This is a genomic window from Dyella sp. SG562, from assembly GCF_011759495.1.
Taxonomy (GTDB): domain Bacteria; phylum Pseudomonadota; class Gammaproteobacteria; order Xanthomonadales; family Rhodanobacteraceae; genus Dyella_D; species Dyella_D marensis.
In genome coordinates this window covers 315,370-337,762 of record NZ_JAAOYS010000003.1, presented here as the reverse complement: position 1 = coordinate 337,762, position 22,393 = coordinate 315,370, and the positions used below count along the sequence as shown (strand labels likewise).

The 22,393-nt window shown below is 68.8% G+C and carries 19 protein-coding genes and 1 tRNA gene; 6 read left to right on the top strand and 14 right to left on the bottom strand.

Annotated features, from left to right (window positions below):
• Positions 1-61 precede the first annotated feature (61 nt).
• The 3 genes from FHW84_RS08520 to FHW84_RS08510 all read left to right on the top strand — a co-directional run bounded on the left by FHW84_RS08520 (position 62) and on the right by FHW84_RS08510 (position 3,113).
• A complete protein-coding gene (locus FHW84_RS08520) occupies positions 62-1,579 on the top strand; it encodes a Ppx/GppA phosphatase family protein (protein ID WP_167254383.1) in 1,518 nt (505 codons plus the stop codon).
• Positions 1,580-1,674: 95 nt separating this feature from the next.
• Complete coding sequence (locus FHW84_RS08515; protein WP_167254381.1) at positions 1,675-2,382, top strand: peptidylprolyl isomerase; 708 nt, start codon at positions 1,675-1,677, stop codon at positions 2,380-2,382.
• Positions 2,382-3,113 carry a UDP-2,3-diacylglucosamine diphosphatase gene (locus FHW84_RS08510; protein WP_167254379.1) on the top strand — a complete coding sequence of 244 codons (732 nt, stop codon included), beginning with the start codon at positions 2,382-2,384 and terminating at the stop codon, positions 3,111-3,113. The genes FHW84_RS08515 and FHW84_RS08510 overlap by 1 nt, the downstream gene beginning before the upstream one ends.
• 356 nt (positions 3,114-3,469) lie before the next feature.
• Here the strand turns inward: FHW84_RS08510 and FHW84_RS08505 are convergent.
• The 12 genes from FHW84_RS08505 to FHW84_RS08450 form a co-directional block, all read right to left on the bottom strand.
• Positions 3,470-3,562: transfer RNA gene (locus tag FHW84_RS08505), tRNA-Ser, on the bottom strand.
• A gap of 71 nt (positions 3,563-3,633) precedes the next feature.
• On the bottom strand, positions 3,634-3,831 hold the full coding sequence (csrA, locus tag FHW84_RS08500) for a carbon storage regulator CsrA (RefSeq protein WP_167254377.1): 198 nt from the start codon (positions 3,829-3,831) through the stop codon (positions 3,634-3,636).
• 257 nt (positions 3,832-4,088) lie between these two features.
• Positions 4,089-6,722, bottom strand: a complete 2,634-nt coding sequence (gene alaS / locus FHW84_RS08495; RefSeq protein WP_167254375.1) for an alanine--tRNA ligase — start codon at positions 6,720-6,722, stop codon at positions 4,089-4,091.
• 58 nt (positions 6,723-6,780) lie between these two features.
• On the bottom strand, positions 6,781-7,290 hold the full coding sequence (locus FHW84_RS08490; RefSeq protein WP_167254373.1) for a regulatory protein RecX: 510 nt from the start codon (positions 7,288-7,290) through the stop codon (positions 6,781-6,783).
• Positions 7,291-7,305: 15 nt separating this feature from the next.
• Positions 7,306-7,461, bottom strand: a complete 156-nt coding sequence (locus FHW84_RS08485; protein WP_167254371.1) for a hypothetical protein — start codon at positions 7,459-7,461, stop codon at positions 7,306-7,308.
• 20 nt (positions 7,462-7,481) lie between these two features.
• Complete coding sequence (locus tag FHW84_RS08480) at positions 7,482-8,030, bottom strand: TIGR01244 family sulfur transferase (protein WP_167254369.1); 549 nt, start codon at positions 8,028-8,030, stop codon at positions 7,482-7,484.
• A gap of 67 nt (positions 8,031-8,097) precedes the next feature.
• Positions 8,098-9,132, bottom strand: coding sequence for a recombinase RecA (recA, locus tag FHW84_RS08475; protein WP_167254367.1), 1,035 nt, complete (start codon positions 9,130-9,132; stop codon positions 8,098-8,100).
• A gap of 136 nt (positions 9,133-9,268) precedes the next feature.
• Positions 9,269-9,778 (bottom strand): CinA family protein, encoded by a 510-nt coding sequence (locus FHW84_RS08470; protein ID WP_167254365.1) that lies wholly within the window; start codon positions 9,776-9,778, stop codon positions 9,269-9,271.
• Positions 9,779-9,896: 118 nt separating this feature from the next.
• The gene (locus FHW84_RS08465; RefSeq protein WP_167254363.1) at positions 9,897-12,248 is read right to left on the bottom strand and encodes a TonB-dependent receptor; all 2,352 of its coding nucleotides are present in this window, start codon (positions 12,246-12,248) and stop codon (positions 9,897-9,899) included.
• Between the two features lie 159 nt (positions 12,249-12,407).
• Positions 12,408-13,388 carry a FecR domain-containing protein gene (locus tag FHW84_RS08460; protein ID WP_167254361.1) on the bottom strand — a complete coding sequence of 327 codons (981 nt, stop codon included), beginning with the start codon at positions 13,386-13,388 and terminating at the stop codon, positions 12,408-12,410.
• The gene (locus FHW84_RS08455) at positions 13,388-13,939 is read right to left on the bottom strand and encodes a sigma-70 family RNA polymerase sigma factor (RefSeq protein WP_343203580.1); all 552 of its coding nucleotides are present in this window, start codon (positions 13,937-13,939) and stop codon (positions 13,388-13,390) included. The genes FHW84_RS08460 and FHW84_RS08455 overlap by 1 nt, the downstream gene beginning before the upstream one ends.
• Positions 13,927-14,982, bottom strand: a complete 1,056-nt coding sequence (locus FHW84_RS08450) for a DUF535 family protein (RefSeq protein WP_167254359.1) — start codon at positions 14,980-14,982, stop codon at positions 13,927-13,929. Before FHW84_RS08450 ends, FHW84_RS08455 begins: the two co-directional genes overlap by 13 nt.
• 277 nt (positions 14,983-15,259) lie before the next feature.
• On the opposite strand from FHW84_RS08450, the gene mutS reads away from it, so the two are divergent.
• A complete protein-coding gene (mutS, locus tag FHW84_RS08445; RefSeq protein ID WP_243867999.1) occupies positions 15,260-17,848 on the top strand; it encodes a DNA mismatch repair protein MutS in 2,589 nt (862 codons plus the stop codon).
• Between the two features lie 19 nt (positions 17,849-17,867).
• Here mutS and FHW84_RS08440 read toward each other — a convergent pair whose 3' ends face one another.
• The gene (locus FHW84_RS08440) at positions 17,868-18,497 is read right to left on the bottom strand and encodes a glutathione S-transferase family protein (protein ID WP_167254357.1); all 630 of its coding nucleotides are present in this window, start codon (positions 18,495-18,497) and stop codon (positions 17,868-17,870) included.
• Positions 18,498-18,634: 137 nt separating this feature from the next.
• Here FHW84_RS08440 and FHW84_RS08435 point away from each other — a divergent pair, with 137 nt between their 5' ends.
• Positions 18,635-19,234 (top strand): TetR/AcrR family transcriptional regulator, encoded by a 600-nt coding sequence (locus FHW84_RS08435; protein WP_167254355.1) that lies wholly within the window; start codon positions 18,635-18,637, stop codon positions 19,232-19,234.
• A gap of 138 nt (positions 19,235-19,372) precedes the next feature.
• A complete protein-coding gene (katG, locus tag FHW84_RS08430) occupies positions 19,373-21,574 on the top strand; it encodes a catalase/peroxidase HPI (protein WP_167254740.1) in 2,202 nt (733 codons plus the stop codon).
• 189 nt (positions 21,575-21,763) lie between these two features.
• Here katG and FHW84_RS08425 read toward each other — a convergent pair whose 3' ends face one another.
• Positions 21,764-22,312 carry a response regulator gene (locus tag FHW84_RS08425; protein WP_167254353.1) on the bottom strand — a complete coding sequence of 183 codons (549 nt, stop codon included), beginning with the start codon at positions 22,310-22,312 and terminating at the stop codon, positions 21,764-21,766.
• Between the last annotated feature and the right edge of the window lie 81 nt (positions 22,313-22,393).

Sequence of the window (22,393 nt, the reverse complement as noted above, 5' to 3'; positions counted from 1 at the left end):
GACGCAGGCCGGCGCCTGCGTGCGAGAATTCGTACTCAATCGCACGGAATACGAGCCCCGGATGATTCAAGGCGAGCAGTCCCCGATCAAGGATGGCGAGCTGATCGCCGCCATCGATATGGGTTCCAACAGCTTTCACATGGTCGTGGCGCGGGTGGAGCATGGCGAACCCCGGGTGATCGACCGCCTGCGCGACACCGTGCGCATGGCCGCCGGCCTGCGCGCCGACGGCACGCTGGACGCCGAGCACCGCGCGCGGGCGCTGAACTGCCTGGCCCGCTTCGGCCAGCGCATCGCCGGCCTGCCCTCGGCCCGGGTGCGCGCGGTGGCCACCAATACGGTGCGCCGGCTGGCTTCGCCGCAATCCTTCCTGACTGCCGCCGAGACCGCGCTGGGCCATCCGGTGGAAATCGTCTCCGGCCGCGAGGAAGGCCGCCTGATCTTCCTGGGCGCCTCGCACGACCTGCCCGCCTCGCGCGAGAACCGCCTGGTGATCGACGTCGGCGGCGGCAGTACGGAATTCATCATCGGCCGCGGCCTGGCCCCGATGCACACCGAAAGCGTACAGGCCGGCTGCATCGCCTCGACCATGCGCTTCTTTCCCGGCGGCAAGCTCAATCGCAAGCGCTGGCAGCGCGCCACCGGCGAGCTGGGCGTGCTGCTGCAGCAGTTCGCCGAGGATTACCGCGAGGCCGGCTGGGTGGATGCCTTCGGCTCCTCCGGCACGGCCAAGGCGATCGGCGGCGTGGTGCAGGCCATGAAGTTCTCCGACGACGGCATCACGCCGGCCTCGCTGGCCCAGCTGCGCGACGCCCTGCTGGCCCAGGGCCAGATCGGCGCGCTGAAGCTGCCGGGCCTGTCCGACGACCGCGCGCCGGTGATTGCCGGCGGCGTGGTGATCTTCGAAGCCGCCTTCGAGGCGCTGGGCATCCAGCGCATGCGCGTGTGCGAAAGCTCGATGCGCGAAGGCCTGCTGTGGGACCTGCTGGGCCGCGCCGGCGGCACCGACCCCCGCACCGCCAGCATCGACGCACTGGCCGCGCGCTACGGCGTGGACCGCGCCCAGGCGCGGCGCGTGGAATCCACCGCGCTGATGCTGTTCGACCAGGTGGCCAAGAGCTGGAAGCTGGACGGCGAGGCGCGCGAATGGCTGTCGTGGGTGTCGCGCGTGCACGAGATCGGCCTGGCCATCGCGCACAGCCAGCACCATCACCATGGCGCCTACATCCTGCGCCACGCCGACCTGGCCGGCTTTTCGCGCCAGGAGCAGCAGTTGCTTGCCGCCGTGGTGGAGGCGCATCGCCGCAAGCCGGAGAAGACCTTGTTCTCCGCCCTGCCGCAGCGCTACCGCGCCCTGGCCCGGCAGATCACCGCCCTGCTGCGCCTGGCCGTGCTGTTCCGCCGCGCGCGCCGCGCCGAATCGCTGCCGCAGATGCGCCTGGCCGCCACCGCCCAGCGCCTGCGCCTGGGGCTGCCGGCGGCCTGGATCGAACAGCATCCGCTGACCGAGGCGGACCTGGAGCAGGAGCGCCCGCCGATGGCCGAACTGGGCCTCACCCTCGACCTGACCACCTTCTGATCGTGCGGCCCGCGTTTTCCTGCGCCGACGCTCTTAAGGCCACCCTCACCGGCGCCGCGTATCATGCGCGGATGCCTGACGCCGCCCGACACGCCATGCGACGAATCCTTAGCCTTCTTGCCCTGCTCGCCCTGCCCTTCGCTCTCTCCGCCCAGGCGGTGAAGCAGGCGCCGGCCGCGACGCCGTCCAACCTGCCGCATCCGCAGGTGGTGCTGCACACCACGGTGGGCGACATCACGGTGGAGCTGTATCCGGACAAGTCGCCCAAGAGCGTGGCGAACTTCCTGCAGTACGTGCGCGAAGGCTTCTACAGCGGCACGGTGATGCACCGCGCGATCGCCGGCTACATGGTGCAGGGCGGGCTGTACACGCGCGACCTGCAGCCCAAGCGCACGCATTCGGCGATCGCCAGCGAGGCGGACAACGGCCTTTCCAATCTGCGCGGCACGCTGGCCGTGGCGCGCGGGGCGGATCCGAATTCGGGCACCTCGCAGTTCTTCTTCAACCTGGTGGACAACCGCCGGCTGGACTACGTCGGCAACCAGAGCGGGCTGACCTGGGGCTTTGCCGTGTTCGGCAAGGTGGTGAAGGGCATGGACGTGGTCGACAAGATCGCCGGGCTGCCGACGCGGGCGCTGGGGCCGTTTGCCAACGACGTGCCGAATCCGTTGCCGGTGGTGGACAGCGCCTATGTGATCGGCGAGGAGGCACCGGCGCGTGCGGCGAGTGCGGCGACACCTCCGGCTGCTGCGCCTGCCGCCCCCGCTGCGAAGCCCGCGCCTAAGAAAGGGACCAAGGGCTGATGCATACGTTGTTCATTGCCGATCTGCATCTGGATGCGGCGCGGCCGCGGATCACGCGATTGTTCGAGGAGTTTCTGGCCAGCGATGAAGCGCGTGGTGCGGATGCGGTGTACATCCTCGGCGATCTGGTGGAGGCGTGGATCGGCGATGACGACGACGCGGAACTGCCGGCACGGATTGCGGCTGCGACGAAGGCGCTGAGCGATGCCGGGGTGCCGGTGTATTTCATGGTGGGCAACCGGGATTTTCTGCTGGGCGAGAAGTTTGCGCGGCAGGCGGGGTTTAGCTTGCTGGAGGATGGCACCGTGCATGACTTGTACGGGCGGCCTACCCTGCTGATGCATGGGGATGTTTTGTGTACCGATGATGTGGCTTATCAGGCGGTGCGGAAGCAGGTGCGGACGGCGGAATGGCAGGCGCAGATTCTGGCGATGCCGTTGGAGGCGCGTAGAGCGTTTGCGGCGAAGGCGAGAGAGGATAGTAAGGCGCATACCGGGAGCACCATGGAGACGATCATGGATGTCAACGCCGGTGCGGTGGCTGAGGCGATGGTGCGTGCCGGGGTGACGCGGTTGATTCATGGGCATACGCATCGGCCAGCGGTGCATGGTTTCGAGCTGGATGGGAAGGCGGCTGAGCGGATCGTGCTGGGGGATTGGTATGAGCACGGGTCGGTGTTGAAGGTGACGCCGAGCGAAGTCGAGTTGCGGGGATTGGCGGTCGGCTCCTAGCTCGTCATTCCGGCGTAGGCCGGAATCCAGTGGCGGTGCGCTGTGGGTAAGCGTGGGCCTTCAAGAGACGAGCGCTCGACTAAACGTTCTTCGCGAAATGCAAAACGCCCCGTTGGGGCGTTTTTTGTTTTGGGCTTCGGTGTGCGGTGCGCTTCGCCGTGACGCGTGGGATTGTGAGGCCCATCCATGGGCCTCACCCCTTCGCGCTGTGCGCGAAGGGGCCAGCCTGCGGCTGTCCAAATTTGTTCCTGACAAATTTGTCGAACCGGCTGCTCGGCGTAGCCGAGCAGCCGGTTCTCTTACCCTCTCTCTCCGCCAGATACGCAAAACGCCCCGAAAGGGGCGTTTTGCGTATCTGGCGGAGAGAGAGGGATTCGAACCCTCGATAAGGCTTTTGACCCTATACTCCCTTAGCAGGGGAGCCCCTTCGGCCTCTCGGGCATCTCTCCATTTTTGTCCGCATTTCTGCGGAGCCGGCAAGGATACCGGCCGATGGGTCTTTCGTAAAGCCTTCAGACGGTCAGTGGCTGTCGGAGCCGCCGTCTTCGGGTTTGTGCTCGTTCTGGATCCGCTGATAGATCTCTTCGCGATGCACGGCTACGTTCTTGGGCGCGTTGATGCCGATACGCACCTGATTGCCCTTCACGCCCAGGACGGTGACGGTCACCTCGTCGCCGATCATCAGGGTTTCGCCGACCCTGCGGGTCAGAATCAACATGTTTGCCACTCCATGAAAGCTATGTGGTCACAGGCCAGCGGATGGTGAAACCTCACCCCTGAGCTACACCATCCGAGTTTCGACGAACCATCGAAGGCCCTACCGCCTTCCCCGGCACAACGGCGTTCGCTCGAGAGCGGCCGCCGGCTGGCTACGCCACAACGCGCGTAGCCGACATTCGACCGATACTAGCCGAGCGCGCGCGGGCTGCGCAATGCGCTGGGCCTATGGCATGTGGTCTATTCACCTAGGTTTTATCAATTCAGACGCGAGCCAATCCATGCCGGCAAAGCAGCCAGCAAGGCAGGCAGCGCGGCGGTGTCGGAGCCGCCGCCCTGGGCCATGTCGGCGCGGCCGCCGCCCTTGCCGTCGATCTGGCTCGCCACGTGCGCCACCACATCACCGGCCTTGATGCGGCCCAGCGCCTTGCCGTGCACGCCGGCTACCAGCGACACGCGTCCGTCGGCCGCGCCGGCAAGCAGCACCACGCAGTCGGCGAGCTGCTGCTTGAGCTGGTCCATGCTGTCGCGCAGCGCCTTCGCATCGAGGCCTTCCAGGCGGGCTGCGACGACCTTGATGCCGTCGACGTCCTGCGCGGCGCCAGCCAGGTCGGCGGTGGCCGAGCCGGCGGCCTTGGCGCGCATGGATTCGAGTTCGCGTTCGAGCTTCTTCTGCTTGTCCAGCAGCTGGCGCAGCTTGTCGACCACTTCCTCGCCGCTGGTCGACAGCAATTGGGACAATTCCCCAAGGCGGCGCTCTTCGTCGGTGACATAGGCAAGCGCACCGGCGCCGGTCACCGCTTCGATGCGGCGCACGCCGGAAGCCACGCCGGCCTCGCTGACGATCTTGAACAGGCCGATGTCGCCGGTGCGGCCCACGTGGGTGCCGCCGCACAGCTCGGTGGAGAAGTCGCCCATGCGCAGCACGCGCACTTCGTCGCCGTACTTCTCGCCGAACAGCGCCATCGCGCCGAACTCGATCGCCTGGTTGTAACCCATGTGATGCACTTCGGCCTGCGCGTTGCGGCGTACCTCGGCATTGACCATGTCTTCGATGCGCGACAGTTCCTCGCGCGATACCGGCTTGAAGTGCGCGAAGTCGAAGCGCAGGCGCTCCGGCGCCACCAGCGAGCCCTTCTGCGTGACGTGCTCGCCCAGCACTTCGCGCAGCGCTGCGTGCAGCAAGTGGGTAGCGGAGTGGTTGAGCACGATGGCCTGGCGGCGCGCGCCGTCGACCAGCGCGTCCACCGCATCGCCCACGCGCAGCGGCTGCGCGCCCTGCCACTGGCCGGCATGGCCGAAGAACACACCGCCCATCTTGAGCGTGTCGGCCACGTCGAAGCGGCCGGCGCCGTTGGCGAGGCTGCCGGTGTCGCCGACCTGGCCGCCGGATTCCGCGTAGAACGGCGTGCGGTCCAGGATCACCAGGCCTTCCTCGCCCTGCGCCAGCTGCTGCAGCTGGATGCCGTCGCGCACGATGCCCACCACCTGGCAGCCCTGCGCCGAGATGGCGTCATAGCCCAGGAATCCGGTGGGCTTGAGCTGGCTGGCCAGTTCCGCCGGCATGTTGCCCTTGGCCTTGAAGCTGCCGCCCTTGCGGCCGCGCTCCTTCTGCTCTTCCATCGCGCGGTCGAAACCTTCCATGTCCACCGACATGCCGCGCTCGCGCGCGATGTCGGCGGTGAGGTCGACCGGGAAGCCGTAGGTGTCGTACAGGCGGAACGCGTCGGCGCCGGGAATGCTGCTGCCGGACTTGCCCGCCACTTCGTCGAACAGGCGCATGCCGTGCTCCAGCGTTTCGCCGAAGCGCTGCTCCTCGGTGCGCAGCGCCTCTTCCACGAAGGCCTGCTTCGCGGCGAGGTCCGGATAGGCCGCGCCCATTTCCTCGACCAGCGGCTTGACCATCTTCCAGAAGAAATCGCCGCGCACGCCCAGCATCCAGCCGTGCCGCAGCGCGCGGCGGATGATGCGGCGGAGCACGTAGCCGCGGCCTTCGTTCGAGGGCAGCACGCCGTCGACGATCAGGAAGGAGCAGGCACGGATATGGTCGGCGATCACGCGCAGCGACTTGTTCGCCAGATCCGCCGTGGCGGTGAGTTCGCCGGCCACCTTGATCAGGTGCGCGAACAGGTCGATCTCGTAGTTGGAATGCACGTGCTGCAGCACCGCCGCCACGCGCTCCAGGCCCATGCCGGTATCCACGCACGGGGCCGGCAGCGGCGACAGCGTGCCGTCGGGCGCGCGGTCGAACTGCATGAACACCAGGTTCCAGATTTCGATGTAGCGGTCGCCGTCCTCGTCCGGCGAACCGGGCGGGCCGCCGGCGATGTCCGGACCGTGGTCGTAGAAGATCTCGGTGCAGGGACCGCAGGGGCCGGTATCGGCCATCTGCCAGAAATTGTCGGAAGCGAACGGCGCGCCCTTGTTGTCGCCGATGCGCACGATGCGCTCGGCCGGCACGCCCAGCTCCTTGTGCCAGATGTCGTAGGCCTCGTCGTCGGTGTGATAGACGGTGACCCACAGCTTGTCCGCCGGCAGCTTGAACACGCCGGTCAGCAGCTCCCAGGCGTACTGGATGGCGTCGCGCTTGAAGTAGTCGCCGAACGACCAGTTGCCCAGCATCTCGAAGAAGGTGTGGTGGCGCGCGGTGTAGCCCACGGCGTCCAGGTCGTTGTGCTTGCCGCCGGCGCGCAGGCAGCGCTGCACGTCGGCCGCGCGCTTGTAGGGCAGCTTCTCGCTGCCCAGGAACACGTTCTTGAACGGCACCATGCCCGAGTTGGTGAACAGCAGGGTCGGGTCGCTGGCCGGCACCAGCGAGCTGGACGGCACGATGGTGTGGCCCTTGGAGCGGAAGAATTCGAGGAAGGTGGAGCGGATGTCGGCCGTCTTCATTGCGTGCGGATCGTCGGAGTGGGCGCCGTGGAGGCCACGCCGCGACGCAGCCGGGCGATCAGTCGCTTTCGTCGGCCAACTCGTCCACTTCGGCGTGGGTAAGACCTCTTACTGTGGCGGCGGCAAAGCCCCGACGCAAGAGAAACTGCGCCCGGCGCTGCTTTTCGGCCGGGTCCGATGCGGGTTTGCCGCCATAGCGGCGGCGCAGTTGCGCGGCGGCCGACTCGGCCCAGTCCACCTCCGCGGCGTCCAGCAGCGCGCGGATGCGTGCGTCGGACAGGCCGTGGCTCTTGAGCTCCGCGCGCAGGCGCGCGGGGCCGTAGCCCTGGGCGGCGCGGCTGCGCACCAGCATCTCGCCGAAGCGTTCGTCGTCCTGGTAGTGCTGGGCGCCAAGGCGGTCCAGCGCCGCGCTGGCCTCATCGGCCTCGTAGCCGCCCTGGCGCAGCTTGCGGCCCAGCTCGCGGCGGGAGTGCTCGCGGCGCGCGAGCATGCCCAGGCCCTTGGCGTAGGCCGTGGCCTTGTCCTTTTTCCCGGCGGGTTTCTTGTCGCTGGAGCGGTCTTTCGGCATGCGTGGCTGTACGTCTCAGCAGACCAGGTCGATCAGGCCGAACCAGAGCGCCCCGACCAGGCCGACCACCGCACCGATGGCCAGGCCGACGGCGGCGACCACGGCTTGCGCCACCAGCCGCGCCGTCAGGCTGCGGGGAGCGGGCAGGTTCGGCTCTTGCACGGTGGCCATGCGGGATGTCTCCGGTGGGCTCAAGGCTTGGTGGGCCGGGCGGCGATCCGGTCCGTGATCTGGTCCGCCAGATCGCCGGCGTCCTGCCCGGCCTGCTGGACGGCGTTCAAGATCGCCGGGGCGTCCAGGCCGCCGGGGCGCGAAGCCTCGGACAAAGCCCAGATGCGCGCGGCACGCCGGCCGCTGCGGCAATACAGCAGGATGGGTGCCTGATCGCGCGCCAGGGCGCGACCCAGGGTCTCGACCGCACCGGACGGCACGTCGCCGTGGGCGACCGGGATGTAGTCGAAGCGAAGGCCTTGCTGCTGCGCCGCCTCGCTCATGACGCTGGCTGAGGGCTGTCCGGCGACTTCGTTGTCCGGGCGCAGATCCACCACGGCCCGGAACCCTTTCAATTTGAGCGTGACCAGCTCTTCCGGACCGATCTGCTCGGAAATCCACACGTCCGGTGTCAGCCGCCTGGCATGAACACTCGACGGCAGGCTGTGCCGATCGAACGCAGCCGTCACCAACTCCGCCGCGGCGCCCAAGACCACGGCGACAAGAAAAGTCCAACGCAACTTAGGCATCTTCCCTGCCCTCTATCGCCGGGATCGGCGCGGCCCGGCCAGTATGGCCGGGCCGCGCTGGCGTCGATCAGGCTTCCTCGAGCGCTTCTTCGGACGCCGTGGTCTTGCCGCCGCCGCTCACCAGCAGGCGGGCGCGCAGTTCGCGGTCCACTTCGTTGGCGATGTTCGGATTGTCGCGCAGGAACTGGCGCACGTTCTCCTTGCCCTGGCCGATGCGGTCGCCCTTGTAGCTGTACCAGGCGCCGGACTTCTCGATCAGGTTCTGCGCCACGCCCAGCTCGATGATCTCGCCTTCGCGCGAGCTGCCCTCGCCGTAGAGGATCTCGAACTCGGCCTGGCGGAACGGCGGCGCCACCTTGTTCTTGACCACCTTGACGCGGGTTTCCGAGCCGATTACTTCCTCGCCCTTCTTCACCGCGCCGATGCGGCGGATGTCCAGGCGCACCGAGGCGTAGAACTTCAGCGCGTTGCCGCCGGTGGTGGTCTCGGGGTTGCCGAACATCACGCCGATCTTCATGCGGATCTGGTTGATGAAGATCACCAGGCAGTTGGACTTCTTGATGTTGGCGGTGAGCTTGCGCAGCGCCTGGCTCATCAGGCGGGCGTGCAGGCCGACGTGGGAGTCGCCCATCTCGCCTTCGATTTCGGCCTTGGGCGTGAGCGCGGCGACCGAGTCGACCACCACCACGTCCACCGCGCCGGAGCGCACCAGCATGTCGGCGATTTCCAGCGCCTGTTCGCCGGTGTCCGGCTGCGAGACCAGCAGGTCGTCCACGTTGACGCCCAGCTTGGCGGCGTAGGTGGGATCGAGCGCGTGCTCGGCGTCGACGAAGGCGGCGGTGCCGCCGTTCTTCTGGCAGTTGGCGATCACCTGCAGGGTGAGGGTGGTCTTGCCGGAGGATTCCGGACCGTAGATCTCGACCACGCGGCCGCGCGGCAGGCCGCCCACGCCCAGCGCGATATCCAGGCCCAGCGAGCCGGTGGACACGGTGTCGATGACGTCGTCGGTGCGGTCGCCCATGCGCATGACCGCGCCCTTGCCGAACTGCTTCTCGATCTGGCCGAGGGCGGAAGCGAGCGCCTTGCGCTTGTTGTCATCCATCGTCTTGTATCCCGAATGCGTGAGGAGTGGCGGTTAAGTGGAAAGCATGATGCGCCGGCCGTGTCTCAGGGGCTGCGATCACGCAGACAGGCAGTATCCCATACCGGTCAAGCCTGCCCGTGTAGGCGAACCCTGCTCAGTCGGTCAGCGCCTTGCGCACGCCGGCGAGGGCGGCGGCCACGGTCTGGCGGCGGATCGCCTCGCGGTCGCCGTCGAACTGGAACAGCCGGCCGTGCGCGTAGCCGCCGCGGCGCTTCCAGCCGATCCACACCGTGCCCACCGGCTTGTCGGCGGTGCCGCCGCTGGGACCGGCGATGCCGGTGACCGCCACCGCCATGCCGGCGCCGAAGCGCGCCAGCGCGCCGGAAACCATCTCCAGCACGGTTTCCTCGCTGACCGCGCCGGTGCGTTCGAGCGTGCGCGGATTGACGCCGAGCAGCGCTTCCTTCGCCTCGTAGCTATAGGTGACCACGCCGGCGTCGAACCAGGCCGAACTGCCGGGCAGATCGGTCAGCGCCTTGGCGATCCAGCCGCCGGTGCAGGACTCGGCGGTGACCAGCATGAGCTTGGCGGCCAGCGCGGCCGCGGCGACGTCGCGGGCAAGCGCGGCGAGGTCGGCGTCGGTGGGGACGGACGGCAGTGACATGAAAACTCCGTGGGGAAACGGCCGCATCGGATCGACGACGCGCAGCGGGCTGTTCTACCCCTTATGCGCGCGTGGGCCAAGACTTGACGGGGGCGCCACTTGGCCGTGGCGGTGGCCGCTAGAAATCGTAGCTGCCGCTCAGCAGCACGCTGCGCCGCTCCACCAGCGGCACGAAGCTGTCGTCGAAATCGTCCGCGCGCAGTGCCCGGCCCAGCAGGTTGCGCACGCCCAGGGTCACGCTCCAGCGCGGCGCGCGATAGAAGACGTTGGCGTCCAGGCTGTATTGCCCGGGGTTGCGGAATACGGTCTGGCCGTCGGTCAGCAGTCCGTCGGCGTGGCTGCGCGCATGCACGCCGGCGCCGACGCCCCAGCCGGCCCGCGCCGCCGGATCGAAACGGTAGCTGGCCCATGCGTCCACCCGGTGCCGTGGCGCGCCCGGCACCGGCGAGCCGTCGTGCTTCTCCACCCGCGCGTAGGTGTAGCTGGCGCTCACGTCCAGGCCCGGCGCGAGCCGGCCGTTGAGCTCCGCCTCGACGCCCTGGTTGGTCTGCCCCGGCCCGCGATAGCCGAAGTACGGCGGCTTGGGCGAGATCAGGTCGGTGCTGCGGTCCAGCGCGATGCGGTACCAGGCCACGGTCAGGCGCGCCCGGTCCTGCGCCAGGTCGAACTTGGCGCCGGCCTCCAGCTGGCGCGACAGCACCGGCAGCAGCGGCTTGCCGTTGCGGCCCAGCACGGTGTCGGGCTGGAAGCCGTGCGACAGGCTGGCGTACAGCGCTACGCCGGGCGCCGGCTTGTAGACCAGGCCGAGATTGGGCACCCACTGCACTTTGCGCCGCACCCACGGCGAGCCGTCGCGGTGCTGGGTCGACAGCACATAGGCGGCACGGCGGATCGCCACCAGCGCATTCCAGTGTTCGCCCAGCTGCATGTGGTCCTGCAGGAACAGGCCGCTGTCGGTCACCCACGGGTCGCCGGAGAAGGCGAACTTGTTCATGCCGAACGGATGCAGCTCCTGGTCCGAGGTCAGCGAATCGACCGGCGGCAGCTTCGCCCCGCCCAGGATGTCGATGCTGCCGTCGCCCAGGGTGGCCTGCACGTCTTCGAAGCGGCCGACGCGGGCGCGCGAGTAGTCGAAGCCGAGCATCACCTTGTGGCGCGTGGAGCCGGCGTCGAAGGCCGCGACCAGCTCGTTCTGCAGCGTGTAGAACGCGTCCTTGTAGCGGTATTTGTCAGCCAGCGCGAAGGCGTTGCCGTCGTCCTGGAAATAGATCCACCAGGCCTGCATCGTGCCCACCTCGTCCACGTACTGCGCGCGGCTGCGCAGCGACCAGACGTCGTCGAAAGCGTGCTCGAACAGGTAGTAGTAGCGGGTGGTGCGGAACAGCGCGTGGTCCTGCGCATTGCCCAGCAGCACGTCGCGCGGCGTGGCGGAAGCGGCGCTGTCGTCCGTCCAGGCCACGTGGTCCGGCACCGGAAAGCGGTTGACCATGCGCGACAGGCCGAGGATCCACTGCGTATCGCTGCCGTCCCAGCCCAGCGAAGGCGCCACGAAGTTGGTGCGCCGGCCCGCGTAGCCCTGCGGCGTACGGTCGGTGCGGTCGGCCGAGAACACCAGGCGGTACAGCCAGCGGCCGTCGCGATCGAGCTTGCCGGCGAAGTCGCCGTCCAGCTGCGTGTCGCCGTGGCTGCCCAGCGCCCAGGTCAGCCGGTGCACCGGCGCGGCCTGCGGTTTCTTCATCACCAGGCCGATCAGGCCGCCGAAATTGTTGTTGCTGGAGACATCGCCCAGGATCGACTGCGGCCCGCGCGGCACTTCGATGCGGTCCACCGCCACCAGCGGCGGCAGGTCGCCCACGCCGACCACCGCATTGGGCATGCCGTCGGTCAGCCCGTTGCCGGTGCGGAAACCGCGGATGCGGAACTCCGGCAGGCCGACTTCGGTATCCAGGTATTGCACGCCGGCCAGGGTGCGCAGCGCGTCGGGCACGGTGCGGTCCTGGCGCGCGTCCATCAGGTCGCGCGTGACCACGCCTACCGACTGCGGCAGGTCGGCCGGATCGGCCTCCAGGCGCGCGGAGCCGCTGGCGTAGTCGGCGCGGTAGCCGTTGGCGAACAGCCCGATCGACTGCACCGCCGCCAGGTTGGTGACCGGCACCGGCGGCGGCTCGGCGTGGCCCGGCGCGGGCGCGGCCGCCGGCTTGACCACCACCGTATTGCCGCCGATGAAACGATAGGTGAGCGAGGTGCCGCGCAGCAGCTCGGTCAGCGCCGCCTCGCGGGCGAACGAGCCCTGCACCGGCGAGGAGCGCAGCGAGGCGGCCAGATCGCCGGAAACCAGCACCTGCACATTGGCCTGCCCGCCGTAGGCGATCAGCGCCGGCGCCAGCGGCTGGGCCGCGATGGCGAACGGCTGCGTGGCGGGGACAGCGCTGTCATCACCGGCGGCGGCAAGCGTCCATGGCGACGCCATGATGCAGCCGCAAACGAACAGCCAACCGAAACGCCGCATGTCCCCCGCCGCTTCCCCGACGAAAACCGCGAGTGTGACATGGTCGACAATTCATTAGGAATTGTTCTTATGCGACGGGAGCCGGCATCGATTCAGCCGGATACCCGCCAGGCTTGCGGCTCACTGACGCGCGATCGGCCCCCGGTCGCTCAGCACCACTTCGTCCGGCCGCATCTCGACCCGCAGCGGCAGCACCTGCGGCAGCGCCTCCAGCCAGCGGTCGATGGCGTCGGTGCGGATGGTGCCGGTGAAGGCCAGCGCGGCCAGCTTCGGATCGGCGATGCGTACCGGCCGCTTGCTGTAGCGATTGAGGCTGGCCACCACCACGTCCAGCGGCTCGTTGTCGAACTCCAGGCGGTGCTCGCGCCAGGAGGCGGTGCGCGCCGGATCGGACTGCGCCACCTGCAGGCCCTGCCCCGGCACGTAGACGATGCGCTGACCGGCGGTGGCTTCCTGCACGCTCACGTTGCCGGGCGCGTTGACCATCACGCGGCCCTCGGCCACCTCGATCATCACCCGGTCGCCGCCGCGCCGCACGTCGAACGAGGTGCCCACGTCGCGGATGCGCACTTCGCCCACGCGCACCTCGAACGGCATGTCGTCCGGGGCGATCTGAAAGAAAGCCTCGCCTTCGCTCAGCTCCACCCTGCGCAGGTTGCTGTCGAAGCGCGCGGCGATGCGCGAGGCGCCGCCCAGCGCCACCCTGGTGCCGTCCGGCAGCAGCACGTCCTGGCGCTGCGCCACCTGGCTGGCGTAGTCGCGCGCCACCGTGGCGGTGAGGAAAGTCCAGGCCAGATAGCCGCCCGCGGCCGCCGCCACGAAGCCCGCGGCCAGCGCCATCGGCAGCCATGGACGCGCGCTTTTCTTCGCGCGCGGCGTGGGCAGGCCGCGCCGCAGTACGTCGCGCGAGGCGCCGTCCAGCTGCACCACGTCGTCGGCGAGCGCGCCCAGGCGCTCGAACGCGGCGAGGTTTTCCTCGCGTGCGGACCATGCAATCCATTGCGACAAGGTCGCCTCGGACACTTCCGGCTCGCGCAGGCGCAGCCACCAGTCGGCGGCGGCGCGCAGGCGCGCTTCTTCGATCGTCGTGATGCCGGACATCAGCCTTCCTCCAGCTGGTCGACCCGGGCGCGGCAATGCGCCAGGGCCCGCGTAACGTGATAGCGCACCATGCGCTCGCTCAAGCGCATGGCATTCGCCACCGCGCGGAAATCCAGGCCTTCGATCATGTGCGCCATGAAGGCCTCGCGTGTTTTCGGCGGCAGTTCGCCCAGGGCCTGGCGCAGGCCGTGCAGGCGCTCCACCGCCATGGCGCGGCGCTCCGGCGCGGGCGCGGTCTGCGGCTCGCGGATCGCCACTTCGTCCACCGCCCGGGCATGGATGCCGCGCTGGCGCAGGCGGTCCATGGCCAGGTTGGAGGCGGTGCGGAACAGATAGGCGCGCAGGTCGTCGACGCCTTCGGGACGCTCCAGCGTCAGCATGCGCACATAGGCTTCCTGCGCCACTTCCTGCGCATCGGAAATCGACTGCAGCCGGCACTGCAGGAAGGCCAGCAGCGCGCGGTGATGCGTGCGGCACAGCTCCTCCAGGCGCGCGACGTGCGCGGACGTGCGGGTGCCGGGCTGGTCGGTGGAAGGGCTCACGGTATCCACGCGGGCTCCTGCGGCAAAAAGGGCATGAACGGTGCGGCGGCGCGCGGGGCGGGTGCGGCCACGGCTTCGGCCTGCGGCGCCGCGCGGCCGAGCGCGGCGGTCAGCACGCCTTCCGCGGCCAGGCGCAGCGCCTCGCGGCGCCGGAACGCGGCACGGTGGTGGCTGGGCACGTCGGCCTCGCTCTTGCGCGGCGGCTCCACCGGCAAGGCGAACCAGCCGTCCTCGGCCACGCCATGCTGTTCCGTCCAGAACGCATCGTAATCCGCCTGGAACTGCCCGGCGCGACGGCGGTTCAGCGGATGGGCGCGATTGGCGATGCCGACCACGCGGGCGATGCCGGCGTGGCGCGCGAAGGCGCAGGCCAGGCCCAGCATCAGCTGCTTCGGGCGCAGGCCGTGCATCTGCTTGGTCAGCTCGCGCACCAGCTCGCGCGCATCGTCGCCGCCCGGCCCCTGCAGGCAGCCGATGGCGAGCGCGCGGCCGTCGTCGATCACCGTGCAAACAACGCGATACAGCGTGCGCCCGCCGATTTCCTCCAGATGGATGCCGAGCTCGCCTTCGCAGCCCTTGTCGATCGACGGGCGCAGGCTCAGCACCAGCTCGCTGCCGTCCTTCAGCGCCAGCAGGCCGATCGGCACGCCGCCTTCGACGTAGATGGCGTCGAACAGCGGCGCCGGCAGCCGCGCCAGCATGAAGCGGTAGTGCGAGAGCAGCGCGCGCAGGCGTTCGCGGCGGCGCCACTGGTCGTTGACGAAGCGGTGCAGATGGCGTTCGAACAGGCGCGGATCGCGGCGGCAGCAGGCATGCATGCGCGCATCGCCCTGCACGAAGCGCAGGTAGCCGGTATGCAGCAGCGGCAGGCATAGCGCGCGCGCCAGGTACTTGGCCGCTTCGCGCAGGCGGGCGCGCGGTGCGCGCGGCCAGTCCTGGCGCTGCCGCAGCGAGGCCAGCCAGCCGCGCCCCGGCACGGCGGGCGCCGGGCGGCGCAAGCCCGGCGCCAGCTTCAAGGCGCCGCCATCGGAGACGGTGAGACGGATGTTCAAGCGGAAAGCTCGCGAGTGACCAAAGACCCCCGGAGGACGAACTCGCGCGGCGTTTTTGAAATACCCCGGGATCGCGCCGTGCGTGCGGCCGATAGCTGCCGCGTCAGCGACTTACGTCGGGCTTACGGCATGGCGCCGGAAAGCGGCATGGATCGAAGCTGCCCCAGGCCGTATGCTTCGGCGCTTTCGCTCCATCTTCCCCGGCCGCCGCACTCTTCGCGGCCCGCGCCTGCCCGCCAGCGCCAGCCGGAAGAGCCACCGGATTGCACGGACACCGATGACGGACACGCATCTCGAACACACCCCGCTCATGCGCCAGTACCTGACGGCCAAGGCCGCGCACCCCGAGGTGCTGCTGTTCTTCCGCATGGGCGATTTCTACGAGCTGTTCTACGACGACGCGCGCAAGGCGGCGCGGCTGCTCGACATCACCCTCACCCAGCGCGGCCAGTCGGCCGGCCAGCCGATTCCGATGGCGGGCGTGCCGTATCACGCGGTGGAGAATTACCTGGCCAAGCTGGTGCGCCTGGGCGAGTCGGTGGCGATCTGCGAGCAGATCGGCGATCCGGCGCTGGCCAAGGGCATCGTCGAACGCAAGGTGGTGCGCATCGTCACGCCGGGCACGGTCACCGACGCCGCCCTGCTGGAAGAACGCCGCGACAACCTGCTGCTGGCCATAGCCGCCGGTCCGCAGGCCAGCTACGGACTGGCCTGGGTGGACCTGGGCAGCGGCCGCTTCCTGCTCAGCGAAGTGCCCAGCGCCGAAGCCCTCGCCGCGGAGCTGGCGCGGCTGCAGCCGGCCGAGACCCTGGTCGACGAAGCCGTGGCCTGGCCCAAGCTGGTCAGCGGCCTGCCCGGCCTGCGCCGGCGCCCGCCGTGGCATTTCGACAGCGATGCCGCGCGGCGCGAATTGAACCGCTTCTTCGGCACGCGCGACCTCGGCGGCTTCGGCGTGGACAACCTGCCGCTGGCGATCGCCGCGGCCGGCTGCCTGCTCGGCTACGTGGAAGAAACGCAGAAGAGCGCACTGCCGCACGTCTCCGGCATGTCGGTGGAAAGCGCCAGCGAAACCATCGCGATGGACGCCGCCACGCGCCGCAATCTGGAGTTGGACACGCACCCCAGCGGCCGCACCGAACACACCTTGCTGGGCGTGCTGGACGAAAGCGTGACGCCGATGGGCGCGCGCCTGCTGCGCCGCTGGCTCAACCGCCCGCTGCGCTCGCGCGAGGCGCTGCGCCGGCGCCACCAGGCGATCGGCGCGTTGCTCGACAACGCGTCAATGAACGGCCGCGGTTACGAAAGCCTGCGCGAACGCCTGCGCGGCATCGGCGACCTGGAACGCATCCTGGCCCGCGTGGCGCTGCGCTCGGCGCGTCCGCGCGATCTGTCCACGCTGCGCGACGGCCTCGCCGCCGCACCGCTGCTGCGCGCGGAAATCGCCGCGCTGGACAGCCCGCTGCTGCACGCGCTGGTCGAACGCATCGGCGACCATGCCGACAACGCCGCCCTGCTCGCCGCCGCGGTGGTGCCGCAGCCGCCGGTGCTGCAGCGCGACGGCGGCGTGATCGCCGACGGCTACGACGCGGAGCTGGACGAACTGCGCCGCCTGTCCACGCATGCCGACCAGTACCTGGTCGAACTGGAAGAGCGCGAGAAAGCCGCCAGCGGCATTGCCACGCTCAAGGTCGGCTACAACCGCGTGCACGGCTACTACATCGAGATCAGCAAGGCGCAGTCGGAAAAAGCGCCCACGCACTACACGCGCCGCCAGACCACCAAGAACGCCGAGCGCTACATCACCGAAGAACTGAAAACCTTCGAGGACAAGGTGCTCTCGGCCAAGGAGCGCTCGCTGATGCGCGAGCGCGCGCTGTACGAAGCGCTGCTCGACACACTGACCCAGCGCCTGGAACCGCTGAAATCCGCCGCCGCCGCGATGGCCGAGCTGGACGTGCTGTCCACCCTGGCCGAACGCGCCGCGACGCTGGACTGGAGCGCGCCCACGCTCACCGACGAGCCCGGCCTGCACATCGAGCGCGGCCGCCATCCGGTGGTGGAGAAAGTGCGCGCCGAACCGTTCGAGCCGAACGACCTGCATCTCGACGACGCGCGCCGCATGCTGGTGATCACCGGCCCGAACATGGGCGGTAAATCCACCTACATGCGGCAGAACGCGCTGATCGTGCTGCTCGCGCATATCGGCAGCTACGTGCCGGCCAGCGCGGCGGCGATCGGCCCGGTCGACCGCATCTTTACCCGCATCGGCGCGGGCGACGACCTGTCGCGCGGCCAGTCCACCTTCATGGTGGAGATGAGCGAGACGGCCAATATCCTGCACAACGCCACCGCTTCCAGCCTGGTGCTGATGGACGAAGTCGGCCGCGGCACCAGCACCTACGACGGCCTGGCGCTGGCGCGCGCGGCGGCGGTGCACCTGGCGGCGAGCAGCCGTGCGTACACCTTGTTCGCCACGCATTATTTCGAGCTGACCGAACTGGCCAGCGAATATCCCACTATCGCGAACGTGCATCTGGACGCGGTGGAATACGGCGAGCAGCTGGTCTTCATGCACGCGGTGAAGGAAGGCCCGGCCAACCGCAGCTTCGGCCTGCAGGTGGCGGCGCTGGCCGGCCTGCCGAAGTCGGTGATCGCCGATGCGCGGCGCACGCTGGCGGAGCTGGAGCGCGGCATGCACCAGCAGGCATCGGCGGCGAAGCCGAAGGCGGACAGCTCGCCGCAGCTGGGCCTGTTCGCGCCGGCGGAACCGTCGGCGGCGGAGCGTGCGCTGGACGAAGTGGATCCGGATGCGCTGACGCCGCGCGAGGCGCTGGAGGTTTTGTACCGTCTCAAAGCACTGCTTTGAGACGGTACACCGTGCTGTCTTAAGCGGCTGCCGGCACCGGCGCCGGGAACGGATCGCGCCAGCCCGGCAAGGCCATCAGCCGCTCATGCCAGCGCTCGATGTTGGCGAAGCCCGCCACCGGCAGGCGCGCTTCCTTCGCCCACGGCAACAGCACGCCGGCGCCGAAGTCGGCGATGCTGAGCTGGTTGCCTACGAGGTAATCGCGCGTCGCCAGGTGCGCGTCGAGCACCGCGGCGAAGCGCTTGAAGAAGCCGGTCGCCTCTTCCACCGCCGCGGCATTGGGCTCGCCCAGGCCGGCCCAGGGCTTGATGATGTGCTCGAAGTACAGCGAGCTGCCGTGGCGCGAGAAATGCACCATGTCCCAGGACAGCCAGCGCAGCACTTCCACCTGGCTGGCCGCATCCGCGGGCCACAGATCGGAACCGGCCTGCACCGCCAGGTGCGCCATGATCGCGGTGCTCTCCCACAGCCGCAGCTCGCCATCGACCAGCAGCGGCACCTTGCCGTTCGGGTTCTGCTCCAGGAAGGCCGGCGCGCGATGCTCGCCCTTGCTCAGGTCCACGCGGATGAATTCCACCGGGGATCCCAGGTACTTCGCCACCGCGCAGACCTTGCGCGGATTCATGGTCTCTGCGTAGTACAGCTTCATGGTCGTGCCTCCATAGGTGAGGGGCTCCTGCCCCGGGGGATGGCCACGAAGTCTGCCGGCGAACTTCATATGTTCAAGAACATATTCTGCGGCGGGAGTACGCTTGCGCGGCTTCCCTTCCCCTGCATGACGCCGCCATGCCCTATACCGCCGAACACAAGCAGAAAACCCGCGAGCGCATCGTCGAATCCGCGCGCGAGCTGTTCAATCGCCGTGGTTTTTCCGACGTATCCATCGACGAAATCATGCGGCAGGCGGGGCTGACCCGCGGCGGCTTCTACAACCACTTCAAGGCCAAGGAAGAGCTGTATGCCGAGACGGTCGCGGCCTATATGCACTTCGATCCGTCGCAGCGCTGGAGCGGTATCGAGTTCGACCCGGACGCCAAAGGCACCGCCTGCGCGCAGCAGATGGTGAACATCTACCTGTCCACGGCGCACCTGGAAGATGTCGAAGGCCATTGCCCGCTGGTGGCCCTGCCCGCCGACACGGCACGCGCCGGGCCGCAGGCGCGGATGGCCTACTGCAAGCTGGTCGAGCACATGGCCGGCATGCTCAGCGGCGGCCTGGAAGGCTGCGAGGGCGAGGAGGCGCGCAAGCGCGGCCTGGCCATCACCGCGCTGTGCGTGGGCGGCATGGTGCTGGCGCGCACGATCGACGATCCGGCCTTCGTCGAGGAAGTGCGACTGGCGGCGCGCGAGATGGCCTTGAAGCTGATCGGCCCCGAGGCGGCTTAAGTCATAGCTCGAAGCTATCAGAAAGATCAGAACAATCTAGTTCACCTAAGAAACCCATCTGCGTAGATTGGGACGGCAAGCCAGCCGACGCCAGCCACTCCGACTAGAAGGAATCCCCCTGTGAATCAAGATCCCCACATCGTCACGCCCACCTCCGAGACCGCGCCCGACGCGGGCCAGTCGAAGTGCCCCTTCCATCACGCCGGCAAGACGGGCACCAGCAACAAGGACTGGTGGCCCAACCAGCTCAATCTGAAGATTCTCCACCAGCATTCCCCGCTGACCGATCCGATGGATGGCGATTTCGACTACGCCAAGGCCTTCGGCGAACTCGATTACGACGCGCTCAAGCGCGACCTGCACGCGCTGATGACCGATTCGCAGGACTGGTGGCCGGCCGACTTCGGCCACTACGGCCCGCTGTTCATCCGCATGGCCTGGCATAGCGCCGGCACCTACCGCACCGGCGACGGCCGCGGCGGCGCCGGTGCGGGCCAGCAGCGTTTCGCGCCGCTCAACAGCTGGCCGGACAACGGCAACCTGGACAAGGCGCGCCGCCTGCTGTGGCCGCTGAAGCAGAAGTACGGCCGCAACATCTCCTGGGCCGACCTGATGATCCTGGCCGGCAACGTCGCGCTGGAATCGATGGGCTTCAAGACCTTCGGCTTCGCCGGCGGCCGCCCGGACGTGTGGGAGCCGGAGGAAGACGTCTACTGGGGCACCGAGACCACCTGGCTGGGTGGCGACAAGCGCTATTCCGGCGAACGCGATCTGGAGAACCCGCTGGCCGCGGTGCAGATGGGCCTGATCTACGTGAACCCCGAAGGCCCGGAAGGCAAGCCCGATCCGCTGGCCGCCGCCAAGGACATCCGCGAGACCTTCGGCCGCATGGCCATGAACGACGAGGAGACGGTGGCCCTGATCGCCGGCGGCCACACCTTCGGCAAGACCCATGGCGCCGGCCCGGCCGACCACGTGGGCGTGGAACCGGAAGGGGCGGACATCGAGGAAATGGGCCTGGGCTGGCGCAGCAGCTTCAACAGCGGCAAGGGTTCGCACGCCATCACCAGCGGCCTGGAAGTGACCTGGACCACCACCCCGACGAAGTGGGGCAACGGCTTCTTCGACAACCTGTTCGGCTACGAGTGGGAACTGAGCAAGAGCCCGGCCGGCGCGCACCAGTGGGTGGCGAAGGACGCCGGCGACGTGATCCCCGATGCGCACGACGCCTCGAAGAAGCATCGCCCGACCATGCTCACCACCGATCTTTCGCTGCGGATCGATCCGGCCTACGAAAAGATCTCGCGCCGCTTCCACCAGCACCCCGAGGAATTCGCCGACGCTTTCGCCCGCGCCTGGTTCAAGCTCACCCATCGCGACATGGGTCCGCGCGCGCGCTACCTCGGCCCGGAAGTGCCGGCCGAAGCGCTGATCTGGCAGGACCCGATCCCCGCCGTCGACCACCAGCTGATCGACGCCCAGGACATCGCCGCGCTGAAGGCCAAGGTACTTGCCTCCGGCCTGTCGACCGCCGAGCTGGTCTCCACCGCCTGGGCCTCGGCGTCCACCTTCCGCGGCTCGGACAAGCGCGGCGGCGCCAACGGCGCGCGCATCCGCCTGGCCCCACAGAAGGACTGGGCGGCGAACCAGCCGGAACAGCTGGCCAAGGTGCTGAAGGTGCTGGAGCGCATCAAGCACGAGTTCAATGCGGCGCAGTCCGGCGACAAGCGCGTCTCGCTGGCCGACCTGATCGTGCTGGGCGGCAATGCTGCGGTCGAACAGGCCGCGAAGCAGGCCGGCGTCGAGGCCACGGTGCCGTTCGCGCCGGGCCGCATGGATGCCTCGCAGGAGCAGACCGACGTCGAATCCTTCGCCGTGCTGGAACCGGTGGCCGACGGCTTCCGCAACTTCCTCAAGCAGCGCTACAGCGTGCCGTCCGAGGTGCTGCTGGTCGACAAGGCCCAGCTGCTGACCTTGAGCGCGCCGGAGATGACCGTGCTGGTCGGCGGCCTGCGCGTGCTGGACACCAACGTCGGCCACAGCCGCCACGGCGTCTTCACCCAGCGTCCCGGCACGCTGAGCAACGACTTCTTCGTCAACCTGCTGGACATGGGCACGGAGTGGAAGGCGGTGTCGAAGGAAACCTTCGAAGGCCGCGACCGCAAGAGCGGCGAACTGAAGTGGACCGCCACGCGTGCGGACCTGGTGTTCGGTTCCAACTCGATCCTGCGCGCGGTCGCCGAGGTCTACGGCAGCGCGGACGCCCAGGCGAAGTTCGTGCGCGACTTCGTGGCGGCGTGGGGCAAGGTGATGGAGCTGGACCGGTTCGAGCTGAAGTGATGTTGCCCGCGGCCTGAAAGGCTGGAAAAACGAAGCGCCGCAGCGTGATGACGCTGCGGCGCTTTTTTTTGTCGGGACCAGGCATCCGGCGCAGGTTGGGGTGAGCCGCAGGCGAACCCCAACAACGTGGCGCGCCCCAGGAACCCGGGGTTGGGGTTCGCCTGCGGCTCACCCCAACCTACGCCGCCGTCATACGGCCAGGCCGGACAGGCCGGACGGCAGCTCCTCGCACGGCAGCTCCGGCATCGCCGCCACCTCCACCGCTTCCGCCACACGCGCCGGCAGGCGGCCGGTGCGCACCAGGCGGTCGATGCACACCTGCACCTCGCGCCGGCCGAACGGCTTCTTGAGGAAGTCGTCGGCGCCGAAGCGCTGCACGTAGAACTGCTCGGTGGCCTGCTGGTTGCCGCTGATCATCACGATCGGGATGTCGCGGGTGAGCGGGTCGTGGCGCAGCGTGCGCAGCACGGCGAAGCCGTTGATGCCGGGCAGCACGATGTCCAGGAAGATCAGCGCCGGCTGTTCGGCGCGCGCCACCTCCAGCGCGCTTTCGCCGTCCAGCGCCCGCAGCGTGGCATAGCCTTCCTGGCCGAGCTGCCGGCCGAGCACCGCCAGCAAGGTGGGCGAGTCGTCGACCATCAGCACGCGCGCGCCTTCCGGCGCCTGCAGCCGCACGGCCTCTGCCTGCTCCTGTGCCGCGGCACCGAGCAGGCGCTTGAAGAATCCGATTCCAGACATGATGCGCGGCCCCTTTTCCGCTGGCTGCCGGGGCGGAACGCCATCGCGCCGCGCCGTAGCCGATGCGCATGCTCGCTCAGA

Coding starts and splice junctions, on each gene's coding strand:
- FHW84_RS08520 (WP_167254383.1), top strand. CDS start 62: ATGATTCAAGGCGAGCAGTCCCCGATCAAGGATGGCGAGCTGATCGCC.
- FHW84_RS08515 (WP_167254381.1), top strand. CDS start 1,675: ATGCGACGAATCCTTAGCCTTCTTGCCCTGCTCGCCCTGCCCTTCGCT.
- FHW84_RS08510 (WP_167254379.1), top strand. CDS start 2,382: ATGCATACGTTGTTCATTGCCGATCTGCATCTGGATGCGGCGCGGCCG.
- csrA (WP_167254377.1), bottom strand. CDS start 3,831: ATGTTGATTCTGACCCGCAGGGTCGGCGAAACCCTGATGATCGGCGAC.
- alaS (WP_167254375.1), bottom strand. CDS start 6,722: ATGAAGACGGCCGACATCCGCTCCACCTTCCTCGAATTCTTCCGCTCC.
- FHW84_RS08490 (WP_167254373.1), bottom strand. CDS start 7,290: ATGCCGAAAGACCGCTCCAGCGACAAGAAACCCGCCGGGAAAAAGGAC.
- FHW84_RS08485 (WP_167254371.1), bottom strand. CDS start 7,461: ATGGCCACCGTGCAAGAGCCGAACCTGCCCGCTCCCCGCAGCCTGACG.
- FHW84_RS08480 (WP_167254369.1), bottom strand. CDS start 8,030: ATGCCTAAGTTGCGTTGGACTTTTCTTGTCGCCGTGGTCTTGGGCGCC.
- recA (WP_167254367.1), bottom strand. CDS start 9,132: ATGGATGACAACAAGCGCAAGGCGCTCGCTTCCGCCCTCGGCCAGATC.
- FHW84_RS08470 (WP_167254365.1), bottom strand. CDS start 9,778: ATGTCACTGCCGTCCGTCCCCACCGACGCCGACCTCGCCGCGCTTGCC.
- FHW84_RS08465 (WP_167254363.1), bottom strand. CDS start 12,248: ATGGCGTCGCCATGGACGCTTGCCGCCGCCGGTGATGACAGCGCTGTC.
- FHW84_RS08460 (WP_167254361.1), bottom strand. CDS start 13,388: ATGTCCGGCATCACGACGATCGAAGAAGCGCGCCTGCGCGCCGCCGCC.
- mutS (WP_243867999.1), top strand. CDS start 15,260: ATGACGGACACGCATCTCGAACACACCCCGCTCATGCGCCAGTACCTG.
- FHW84_RS08440 (WP_167254357.1), bottom strand. CDS start 18,497: ATGAAGCTGTACTACGCAGAGACCATGAATCCGCGCAAGGTCTGCGCG.
- FHW84_RS08435 (WP_167254355.1), top strand. CDS start 18,635: ATGCCCTATACCGCCGAACACAAGCAGAAAACCCGCGAGCGCATCGTC.
- FHW84_RS08425 (WP_167254353.1), bottom strand. CDS start 22,312: ATGTCTGGAATCGGATTCTTCAAGCGCCTGCTCGGTGCCGCGGCACAG.